Below are 12,318 nucleotides of genomic sequence, written 5' to 3' on the forward strand. Positions count from 1 at the left end.
TTTTGTCCCCTTCCTTTATGTACATCTATTGTTTAACAGCGCCAAGCGTCAATCCTGTAACAAAATACTTTTGCAAAAATGGATACACTAGCAGAATTGGAAGAGCTGATACGAAAATAGCTGCTGCCCGGAAAGTCTCAGAAGCGATATTTGCCAATTCCTCGGGATTTTCCAGCCCGTTCTTATTCGCTGCAGCTACGACGCTTTGCAAGAACAATGGCAATACTTGAACCTCTTTTTTCGTTAAATATAGGAGGGGTTCCATATAATTGTTCCAAATGCCTACCGCACTAAAAATTGCGATAGTCGCCAGTAGAGGCTTGGAAATCGGAAGCATAATACGAAATAAAACGGTGAGATTGCTAGCTCCATCTATTCTTGCAGATTCCTCCAGGCTGTGAGGCAGCGATTCGAAATAATTTCGAACCAGAATTAGATTGAATGCGCTTACCATCCCAGGAATAACGAGCACCCATAAATGATTGATTAAGCCTGTTTCTTTGATAACCAGATAGGTTGGAATCATGCCGCCATTGAACAGCATCGTGAACACATAAAGAATATTAATCGCTTTTCGACCGGGCAAATCCCGCTTAGCAATGGCATATCCCACACATGCGGTAAAAAACACTTGAATGGCGGTTCCCACTACAGCAACGACTATACTGTTCTTGAATGCGTTGCGAAAATCGGCGCCTGAGAGCAGTACTTCATAGGCTTTCAGCTGAAAGCCCTTCGGCCATAAACTGACCTGACCGCTTACGACATAGGCTTCTTCGCTAACCGATTTGGCTAACAGTGTGATAAACGGCAGGACGCAAATGAGACCTACTATTATTAACAAGGTGTAATTAAAAACGGTAAACAGTTTCTCCCCGGTTGTCATTCGTTTGTCGAACAAAGCTGTTTGCTCCTCTCCACTGTTTATTTACCAGATGCCCCTATCTGAATATCTTCGACTCACTTTATTCGCGATGATCATCAAGGTAAATCCGATCGTAGAGATAAACAGACCGACCGCGGTTGTATAGCTGTAACTCCCGTTCTGAATCCCTTCGCGATACACATAGGTGCCAATAATATCCCCAACGCCATACACGAGCGGATTGTATAGCAATAGTACTTGTTCCGTATCACTGCCCAATAAGGTTGACACCCTCAGAATAATAATGAATACAATCGTGCTGGATATCCCAGGCAAGGTAATATGCCACGTTTGTTTGAGTTTACCCGCTCCGTCGACACTCGCTGCCGCATAGAGATCGGGATCTACGGCGGTTAAAGCAGCGAGATAAATGATCGCGCTCCACCCTGTTTCCTTCCACGCCGTTGATGCAACGAGAACGCTTCGGAAGTAGCTGTCGTCTCCAAGAAAGGCAATTGGCGATATCCCAAAAGTTTTCAGCATTGCATTGATAATGCCCGTGCTAGGCGACAGAATGTCGACAAAAATGCCGGCAATGACGACCCAAGAAAGAAAATGCGGAAGATACGTAAGCGTTTGCGTCATGCGCTTTACAATGCTGTGTCTGACTTCATTAAGAAGCAGCGCCAGTATAATGGGCAATGGAAATTGAAACACAAATTTGAAGAGATTGATCAATAATGTATTACCTAAAACACTCAAAAATTTAGGATCCATGATCAACGTTTGAAAGTGTGCTAACCCTACCCATTTACTAGCCAAAATGCCATCGAATACCCGATAGTTCTTAAATGCAATGACGATCCCCAGCATCGGGACATAACTGTAAATCAAAAGCACCAGTAAAGGTATCGAGATAATCAAATAGATATCCAGATTATGTACGATTCTTGCCTTTAGGCGATTTTTACTCTTGGGGATCACACCTGCATCCTGTGACTTGAGCGCGTGGGACGGTGTAATCTTGGCCATTTCATCACCTCAACTCCTTGTTATTTACTTATATTTTACGTAAATGTACCGATCGATCACAACAGGACAGAAGTAAGATATCTCTGACAAAAACATGGATTATAAGGCAGCTGACGTCTTCAACTTCGCAACAGCACGGCAGCCACTGCGTGGCTCGCTGTAGAACGCCAACCCACATTCTGCACCATAGTAAACTTGAATGCGCTGATGTACGTTTTTAACGCCATACCCTCTGCTCTCCATTTCGAACATGTGCTGAATTCTCTCTGATGACATACCCACCCCATCATCGATGACCTCAAGATACATATACGCATCTTCCCGATAAGCACGGACGATAATCGTTCCGGATTTGCCTTTTTTATGTCGAATACCATGCACAACGGCATTTTCAACGAGTGGTTGCAAAATCATTTTGATCATCACCCGCTCATTCATGCCTGCTTCAATGTCCGTAATAAACTGAATCGCACCACGGTAGCGATAATTGATAATGTGCATATATTTACTGACCTCTAGAACCTCTTCCGCCACGCTAATATGCTCCTTGCCTTCGTTTAGACTCAGACGCAAAAATTTGGCAAGCGATTCCGTCAGTTCAGCGATTTCCTTCGCATCAATGCGTAAAGCACTCCACTGAATAATGTCCAGGGTATTGTATACAAAGTGAGGATTAATTTGCGCGTAGAGCAGCTTCATTTCTGCTTCTTGCTTACTGATTTGAGCCTGATACACTTCTTCGATTAGCGTTTTGATTCGCATACTCATCTTGTTGAAAGAGCGCTGAAGTCGCGCATACTCATCATTTCCTCGAATATTATCTTCGGTTTCAAAGTTCCCCTTCTCAGCGTGCTTAATCAATTGTACGAGTTTCTTTAACCTCTTCGTAATGCTACCCGAAATAAAAAATGCAGTAATAATGGCGATAATCGAGACTATACCTGCCAAAGCCAACATGAAGTTCTGGATCCACCTGCTATTCATCCCAAGGTGATTCTCTGTCATCAGCAACGCGATGTTCCAATCCAACGCTGTCGCCTTGCTAAAGACGGCATAGTTAGCTCTATCCTGTTTTCCGAAGCTAGCAATGCCCTCATCTTCGATTGGTAAATCACGCATGTAAATTTGACTTAAACCGCCATCTCCAGAGGCTAACTGATCTAAGCCGATCCGCTTATGAGGGGTCATCACAACCTTTTCTGCTCCAGTTGGAAGCTTGATATCCCCAAGAATATTCCATATAAATTTAGCATCAAGCTCCACCATGATATAACCTAACACCTGCTGGAATTTATTAATGTCCTTGATTTCCTTAATGAAAATGACTTCATCGGATTGAACCAAGCTTAGATGCTCGACATCACCGCCATAGAGCCACGTTTCCCTCGTTTCACCGTTCAAAAGCGATTGAAGGCTTGCTTCTTGTCCCAGCTGATCGACCGCAAAAAAATTGGGATTAGCAGAAACAAAAGCCGGATTCCCTTTCATGTAATAGTTAACCTTAAGGACATTGTTCTTCCCTACGTGATTGCTCACGTTCTTATTTAGCAGATTGAAAAAGTCAATAACCTCAGCCGATGTTAGCGGACGCTCAGCTATCGTTCTTAATATTTGCTGAATTTCGTAATTGCTTTGCGTCAGATCAGCGATACTGTAAGCGGATTCAATTCCAAAAGTGATGTTTTTCTCCGCCTGCTTTAAGGTTTCCAAATAAGCTTTCCCCGTCTGTTCCACCACCGATTTATGAATCGTCACATAGGAGAAATAGACTAGAACAACGACCGGAATAATGATCAATATTAAATATGACATAACCAGCTTGGTCCGCAAATTGATATTGTAATACAGGCTGCTGAGCTTATTCATCACTATCCTCATCGCGTATTCTCCCGGTATTCCATGGGATTAACTCCCACCACTTTTTTAAATATTTTTGTAAAATAGTACGTGTCCTGGTATCCGACCTGATTGGCTACTTCATATATTTTGATCGAGGCGTCCTTAAGCAGCAGCTGCGCCTTTTCTAACCGTACTTGGGTAATATAATCGTTAATCGTTTGCCCCATCTCTTTCTTAAATAACGTCTGAAGATGCCCTGGAGACATGAATACTTCCCCCGCCAGCTGTCCTATCGTCAAATTCTGGTCGTACATCCTACGGATAATGTCCTCTACTTCCCTAATAATTCTGCGGGATTTACTGTTTCGCAATTCATTTGAGGCCATTTCTAAGTAGGTCATCTTCTCGATTACAAACATTTCGATTTGCTGAGGACTTTGCATCGTTCTGAATTGATGCAAGGATTCTTTCACCTCTTGGGCAATGGCAGAATCGATATGGGTGGCTGCGCTTCGAATTGCTTTTATAAGCAGCTCACTGCAGATCGTCGTTAGGAACAGCATACTTTCCATTTTCAATCGCCGAATCGTAAGGAATAACTGCTGAACCTCAGTTGTCAATGCTTCTGTTTGCCCTGTGCTGCATAATCCTATGATCTTCTCCACAGACTCCACAATCACCGGCAAACCTGTTGAGGAAATACTGCCTGAATAGTATTGGCTCACGTCGTCCTTTAATCGCTTCTCTGCTCTTTCTTTATCCAGCTTAGCGACAACTTTGCCTACAACTTGCTTTAATTCCTCCCGATTGAAGGGCTTTAATATGTAATCAATCGCATCCAATTTAATGGAGGCCTTCACATAGTGAATATCTTGATGAGCGCTGATCATGATGATCATGACCGCAGGCTGCTCCTGTTTCAACTTGTCAACAAATTGAATGCCATCCATTACAGGCATCACGACATCGGTAATGACAATATCCGGTGTTAGGTCACGGGCAACGAGCAATGCTTCCGCTCCATCTTCGGCTTCACCAGTAATCTCGATACCCAGACGATCCCAGTCGATGAGATCCCGCAAGCCTTCCCTTGAAATATAATCGTCATCAACAAGCATCATGGTATACATTAGCAGAGCCCCCCCTTGGCAAATTGAGCGCGTTCACTTACTTGTATCTTACTCCCCTAGATTTGCTCAATCAATGCTCCTTTGCATAAAATAAAAGATTCGGGAGAATTGGTGTAATAGAACCAATCTCCCGAAGTGTGGACAGCTATTCGATTTTCATGACAACTGCAACCATATCCAAATAATCGATCTTCAAATCCTGATTGACATCGTATTGTTGAGCAGTCGACCAATCAGGACTTGTTGAATTTTTGCCATAATGAATTAATATGGGGTACAAGTCGCTGACGCTGATCCGATTGTCACCGTTCAAATCCTCAGGCTTCCGCTTATTCACGGTCAGTTTAAATGCATCGACAGCCCCTAAAAGTAAGCTCGTTGCCGCGTCAATCTGTACCTGTGTCGCAGTAGTGTCCGTCTCTACTGACTTCGCTGCGTTAATCGCCGATTGGAGAGTCGCTTTAGCTCCAGCTGGATACTGTCCGATCAACGTTCCTTCCACCGAACTATTGTAGAGCGCTTCTGCGGCAACAATCGCTGCAGTTAAGTTTGTTTTGTTCGCATACTGCACGTTGAAAGTGAGTTTGAAGGAAGCCAGCGTGCTTTCAAGTCCCTCACCGACAACGGCAATGGAAGCTGCATGAAGATCTACATCGCCGTTCGTTCCATTCGCTTTGGGTTTAAACGTCAACTCCAATACATCACCATCTGTCTGTATGGCGGTAGCTACACCTAGACTTGAGGCAATGATGCGGACATGGTCCGCAATGGAAGTTCTCGTCGATACGATTTCGAAACCATCCTTCAACGACGCAGCTGAGATGAAATCTAACTTCGTTGAATCGTAGGTTACAATCGTATCCAGCGCATAAACGCTGTCTGTCACACTGTCCAGACCGTATGTGACTTTGAAGTTTTGTCCCCTATCTACGGTTGCCGGACCTGTCAGCTTATTGTTCAAGTCCTGATTCGGAATCGGTATTGGACCTGTACGCGTAAAGCGGACCCCATCAGCCAGAATAAAGTTGCCTTGTGTATAAGAATTGGTAACAACAACGCTGCCTGATTCCCCTTTATGAAAAGGGTAGCTGCCAATTTTATACCAACTCTTGCCGTTTTGGGATTGATTCACGGAGACGGTCTCGGAACCGTTTGCATGATGAATGGTAAAAGGAGCGTTCTGCGTTCCAGTCGTAAAATGTTGCCATACATAGACATCATACATGCCGTCAATCGGAATGACTGGCTTGTAACTCACGCTAGATGCTCCGTCTTTGGTTGTATTTAAAGCGAAATTACCTTTGTTTGCATCTGCATTTGTCCTGGTTTCCCATTGGCCCAAGAGGGTCACGCCAGTCGGATCTGAATTATCCATGGAGATGGTAACGTTCTCTGGTACCAACTCAAAGCTAATGTTATCAAACACAACTTTACCTACTCCTGAAAGGATGCCCACATTAAGCACTAAGTTTATGGGACCAGTGACTTCATAAGTTTGACTGTAATTAACATACTGATTCGTTAGCGTAACAGGGGCAAGCTGATGATCGACAGTCCCATCCCAAATGTTCAATTCAGGCTGCACATCGCTGCCTTCCAGCTTTTTAATTTGTGCTGAAAGCACGTACGTACCAGGCTGCGTGATAGATACTTGCTGGTACATAAACGTTCTATTACTCGGCGCTCCCGCCGAATTGAATTCAGCCGCGTTTTGTCCTGCAAATTGAGAAGTCTTCGTTACATAGGCATTAGTTCCATAAACACCTCTGTTCCAGCCCATCATCCAATCTGGTAATAACACTGCGGACGGGCCGCCTGCTGGGTCTCCGCTGACGCGTTCGAAGTCCCCATTCTTCACTATCGCAAGCGGAACATCTCCCGTAGCTTTCGTGATTTGTAATGGAGCTTGAGAGACAATAAACAAGCTATTCTTTTTCATTAACCGTTTCGTTCCATCGAAATCCGTAACCGGAACTGCATTGCCGTAGGCATCTTGCGCACTTACAATTTGCTCTGGGTTGGCAACAGTCACATAGAGTAATAGGTCATCCGCTGAAAGTACACTTAGATATTTGCCATCCGTATCCTTCAGATAATGATTAACTTTCAGGAAATTAGCCCCTTCAAAGCCAGTATAAGAACCTACATATTCGTCAGCTTTACGAATATGGTGCTGCAAAGTCGCCATCGCCTGATACATTTCTGTAGGAGATTGGGAATGCCGTGTAACAAATGTATCATCACCCGGTGTGCCCATGTTGAAATATTTGGCTGTACCTGCTCCCAAGAAATCCATATAATTCCACACCGTGTCGTAGATGCGCCATGGCGTATAGGTGCTATTAAGTGGGAACACCTCCGATTGCCACAGCTGTAGGTTGGGGTGAGTCGTTTTCGCTTGCCCATAAGCGGTAAGTATATCCGCTATTCCCTGCGTTCCGCCATACCCATGCACATTGTAAATATCGTAGTAGTTGACGTTATCACCCTTCAGCATATTAACGGCCAACTGACGATCCGCCGACGGGTCAGGGGTTGCAAATCCGCTTGTTGTTACGAAGAGCTCAAGGTCTTGCCCCGTTGCCAGCTTATATTCGGATTTCACCCGTTGTGCTTGTTCATAAGCTATTTTTTGCATCAAAATATACTCTTCGTTCGTTCCTGAGAAAGCAGCTGCGATCGTCTTGGGATTCGAAGTTGGGTGGAAATTCACCTCGTTGATAACCTCCCAGTACTTTACCTTACCAGCATAGCGCTTCATTGTCTGGTAGACATAATTGGACCAGTCCTCGCCAGTTCCTGGCGTTCCATTCGTATACTTGATATCCTTAGGTACCCAACGCTCTGCTCGATACATAAGTTCGTTCATGCCGGCTGGAATATCCCCTTCGGCTGGTCTGGTAGAAGCCCAATCAGATGGGTACCCCAGCACGGCGAGCACATCCATGCCAGCTTCTTGTGCTTTCTCGACGTATGCATCGCTTTTGGTCCAATTGAAATTGCCTTTGATTGGCTCAACAGCATACCACAAGAACTGTAACGCACCTTCCCAACCGCGTGTGGCACTCGTATGAATTTTGGTCCATGCTGACATATCATAGTCATAATTCGCATGCTGTCCATAATAATTAGCATATTTCCCATCAGCTACGCCCGCTTCATCTACGGGTACTTTGGATATGCCACTCTTATAGTTGATAGGTGCAGAGTCGCTTGAACTCACCGTTGTTTCCAAATACCAGAAGCCTACCTTATTCTTCAGTAAGGGAAGCGGCAACTCCTCAATACCATATGTACCCCCAGCCGCTACTTGCACAGTATGGTTCTCGGTAAACTCCACTTTGCCATAGGGATCTGTTGCTTTAATGCTTACGTTATAAACCTTGTTGCCCTCTCCATAATTAACCTTCATAACGGGATAAACAGCATCTTCGCCTGAATAGAAAACCTGTTTCTCATTGCGAAATGCAGGCTTTACGATGCTATATTTGGATGAGTTATGCCAAGGAGTAATAAACTTTTGGGATTGAATGTCTTGGCCAAATGTAATGTCAGCGAGTAGTGCTGTATCCGTTCCTCGGCTGAAAGTCTGTGCCGTGTGCTCCAGTTCACTTGCACTTAGCGCTTTGGTCGAAACCTTTACTTGACTGACATTGAACGGACTGCTGCGTTCTACCATGAATTCGTAGGGCATGAATTTCTCCAATACCGCTGCTGCAGTAACAGGCGTTGGAGGTGTAACTTCAACACCGTCTTTATAGATGGCGGCATAACCGCCAGTTCCCATTTTCCAGGTAAATGCTAGATTAAACGACTGACCGACTTGATAGTTGAGCTGATTCGGCTGCGCATAAGCATAAGCACCATTACTTCCCTCGCCGTTTCTCACAAAGAAGGTAAGCGGTTGTTCATACACCGCATTTGTACCGGTAGGCTTCTTAGTCGGGGGCGGAATATGCGCTTGAATCAACGTATTACCAGGACCGCTTTGTTCCGGAATTAATTTGAACAAGAAATCCCACGTGTTACCGAATTCTTCATAGGGCTTATCCATTCGCACTCGAAGTTCAATTGTCCCTTCATTCGGATTGAATATACCGGGTGCATAATCGCGGTACCAGGTTGGCGTATCTGTGAAATTGTCTCCATCACCATCGTTCGTGACTGGACTTGGCGCAATCGTTACTGCAAGGTTAAGATTTGCTGATGCATTCCCCATACTCAATTTAATGATAGCGTTTTCATTTACATCCGAAGTTGTCAAATTCTTAGCTTTGAGTATGAGATTCCCATCAACCACTTTCAAATAGGTACCGTCAACAGGAGCTACTGCGGTTATTTGAACATTGGGATTACTTGTAATCCCCGTCTTTAATCGAAGAACTTGATCATACACGTTCGAACCAACTGTCGTACTAGCAGCCACTGTGCCTGCTGCTTCGTATTTCACTTTTTCTAAATCAACAGCCCATTGATTCATGGATGTCGTCATGTCGGCATCACGCGCTGCTTTGACGGCATCCAATCCTGCTTGATTCGGCAGCTCTCCGACTTTGACAAACTTAATGCCGTCGATCGCTATTGGAATTGTGCCATTCGCAGCAGGCGCTACTGGCGGGAAATTCTGATACCCGGTTCCACCTGCGATAACGGAATACGTCTGCCCGCTTCGGAAAGGGTATACACCGTATGGCACCCATGCGTCTGTTCCGTTACCCGAGCTCGGGTTGTTAATGATATGCTCACCTGTAGCATTCGTAATCGTATAAGGAACGTTGCCCGCATACCAGCGCGTCGTAGCAGGTTTCCTTACATAAAAAGCGTACATCCCGTCCTGCGGAAACTGAGGAGCAAACGTCATACTTTGCGGCGTGGCCTTATTCAAATTCGCATAAGTAAATCTGTTAAGATACGTTCCACTTGCGCCTTGAATAAAGTTCGCACCGCTTGGCGGAGCTGCAAGACCTGTGTAAGTAACACTTGGATCTTGATCATCAATGATTACGCCAATTTCCTCAGCCCCAAGCACATCACCTGTAGCTGCATAAACAGCTGTCATTCCAATCGGGACGATACTGATAAGCAGCGCAGCAAGCATGATTAGCGCTAGTACCTTTTTAACAACACCAATTCTCCGTCCTCTTGCCTTCCTGTTCAACATTTCAAGACACACCTCCATTGATTATGATCACACCAGTAATAAGACTTCAGTCACCTCCGCTCTTATGGGTATGATCCTATTCTAAGAAATGGATGGATGCGTCCACAACAGGACAGAAGTAAGATATCTATGACAAAAATAAGGACTATTTCAATGTCTGCCAATATTGGAATTCATCGCCATAAACTGGCTGGGCATAATCCCAACCATAGCCTTGAAAGATCGGCTGAATAAATAAATACTTGAAAAGCCCACTAGCTCAGCAATAGCGGTTAAGGTTTGAGTTCCTTCAATCATGCGTATTTTCGACTGCTCAATTCGAATATGGGTCAAATATTTATGAATCGTAATGCCAAGCTGATCTTTAAATAAAAACGATAAATGATTAGTCGATATGCCAACATGCTCACTTATCGTATGATTATCCAGATCTGGGTCCCCATATCTTTCATTAATAAACGTAATGGTGTTTTCAATGAACACCCAGCCCTTCGTCAGCTTTCCTTCTCTACTGTTATGACCCACTTGTCCCTTCATAAAAAGGACTAATAACTCTAAACAAATCCCTTTGAGGATCAACGAATAACCTGATCTCCGATCCAGAAACTCCTTCTGCATGATCAAAAATCTTTTCTTTAATTCGATCTGGTCCGGCAATTGCAAATGGGAAATGGGGCTTGTAGAAGCAAACTGCATCTCTTTATCGGTGATGGCTTTACGCTCTTCTGTAATCGCTTGGTCCTCCCAAGTGCTTCGTTGTTCGTCATAATACAAATCAAAATGAATGATATATTGAATCAGTGGCACCTCTGACGTAGAGCGAATTATATGCGCCATGAAGGGAGGCATGAGAAGAATGTCGCCTTCCTTCACCTGATATTTGACCCCGTCCAAAAAAAACTCGGCTTCCCCTTGTTCAATATAGGTATACACATGGTCATAATCCATCCATTCACCCGCCAGAGAGAAGGATTTATGAATTTTGACTACTCTGACAAAAGGCGATATGTTATTCATCCATGTCTCCATGTTCTTCCCTCCTGCGGAATCAATGACGATGAATACAACGATCATTTACCAAGTATAACTGAAGCATATTCCTATTTTCTATAACCAAACGAAGAGAAGTTTCTGATCATGCCGATAGGAACATTTCTTTAGGTACTCATGTCAGGCTCCAATCAAATAATACACCGCTGTACTGATCCTTATTCACCCGAAGCCCCTCATAAGCTTCCTTCGCTTGTTCCGGCTTCAGCACATGGCTGATGAGAGGTTCAACCAACAACCGTCTCTGCTTCATCAGTTCAAAAACGATGCTCGTGTTTCTTACTAACGAGTGCTTGATAAATTCATTAGGTTCGACCGGATAACGCCATTCATGCGCTCCCTTGAACGTAATGCAGCCCCTGCCATAGAGATGGCAGTAATTCAGAATATCCGTCACATCTGTGTTGTATTCACCACGCGGACTGCCTAACAGAATGAGTTCGCCTAATTTCGCGATATAGGAAAGACTTTGGATCGCTACTTGCGGGACACCCGTTGCCTCTATATGAGTAGAAACACCTCTCCCATGGGTATTCTCAGCAATTTGTTCCTGTACGCTGCCTCTTCCACCATGAATGCTATGCAATAAGCCGCATTGCTTAGCCATTCGGATTCGTTCTTCCGATAAATCGATGCCAATCACAGTCGCACCTTGGGTATGAGCCAGTTGAGCAGCCATATTCCCAATGAGTCCAAGCCCTGTAACGCTGACATAATCGCCAAACTCGATATGCGAGACGCGAATGGCTGTTGATGCCACCGTAGCCATCCGGGCGAATGGCACCCACTTCAACTCCAAATTCTCCGGTACTTTTAGAAATGCCCCCCTCGTGGAAACAACCTCATACTTCGCGTGACTCCCATAATGAAAAACGATATCACCGGCTATAAAACCCGTCACACCTTCGCCAACTTCCAAGATCTCACTTACAGCTGCATAACCTGGAACGCCAGGCATCTGGAACCAATTTTCGCTCCCCGATAACATCGCTAATTCAGTTCCTGGACTGATTAAGGTGTACAGCTTCTTAACCAGGACTTCATCGTACCCAATTGGACACGAGAAGTTCTCTTCTATCATGTCAACTTGCCATGGATGTAAAAATACAATTTTTTTGTTGATCATCGCGCCGAAACACTCCCTCATTTTAATTTCATTTTCAATATAAATGTTTTACAGGAGAGCGTCTTTGACAGAAAGAATGATTTTTTATCGAAAACAACGATGTGAGTTGAGATCA

General features: G+C 44.4%; 7 protein-coding genes. All 7 read right to left on the bottom strand.

Features of this window, described 5'->3' with window-relative positions; all coding sequences use genetic code 11:
- Positions 1-25: 25 nt before the first annotated feature.
- A complete protein-coding gene (locus J2736_RS08655) occupies positions 26-901 on the bottom strand; it encodes a carbohydrate ABC transporter permease (RefSeq protein ID WP_310225501.1) in 876 nt (291 codons plus the stop codon).
- Between the two features lie 27 nt (positions 902-928).
- Positions 929-1,897: an ABC transporter permease gene (locus J2736_RS08660; protein ID WP_310225504.1), complete on the bottom strand. Its 969-nt coding sequence runs from the start codon at positions 1,895-1,897 to the stop codon at positions 929-931.
- 99 nt (positions 1,898-1,996) lie between these two features.
- Positions 1,997-3,775, bottom strand: coding sequence for a sensor histidine kinase (locus tag J2736_RS08665; protein WP_310225505.1), 1,779 nt, complete (start codon positions 3,773-3,775; stop codon positions 1,997-1,999).
- On the bottom strand, positions 3,772-4,866 hold the full coding sequence (locus J2736_RS08670) for a response regulator transcription factor (RefSeq protein WP_310225508.1): 1,095 nt from the start codon (positions 4,864-4,866) through the stop codon (positions 3,772-3,774). Before J2736_RS08670 ends, J2736_RS08665 begins: the two co-directional genes overlap by 4 nt.
- A gap of 145 nt (positions 4,867-5,011) precedes the next feature.
- Entirely contained in the window at positions 5,012-10,027 is a 5,016-nt protein-coding gene (locus tag J2736_RS08675; RefSeq protein ID WP_310225512.1) for a golvesin C-terminal-like domain-containing protein, read from the bottom strand.
- 150 nt (positions 10,028-10,177) lie between these two features.
- A complete protein-coding gene (locus J2736_RS08680) occupies positions 10,178-11,056 on the bottom strand; it encodes an AraC family transcriptional regulator (protein WP_310225514.1) in 879 nt (292 codons plus the stop codon).
- A 136-nt stretch (positions 11,057-11,192) separates the two neighbouring features.
- Positions 11,193-12,203, bottom strand: a complete 1,011-nt coding sequence (locus J2736_RS08685; protein WP_310225518.1) for a zinc-dependent alcohol dehydrogenase — start codon at positions 12,201-12,203, stop codon at positions 11,193-11,195.
- Positions 12,204-12,318 lie beyond the last annotated feature (115 nt).

This window comes from Paenibacillus qinlingensis (genome assembly GCF_031455095.1).
Taxonomy (GTDB): Bacteria; Bacillota; Bacilli; order Paenibacillales; family NBRC-103111; genus Paenibacillus_E; species Paenibacillus_E qinlingensis_A.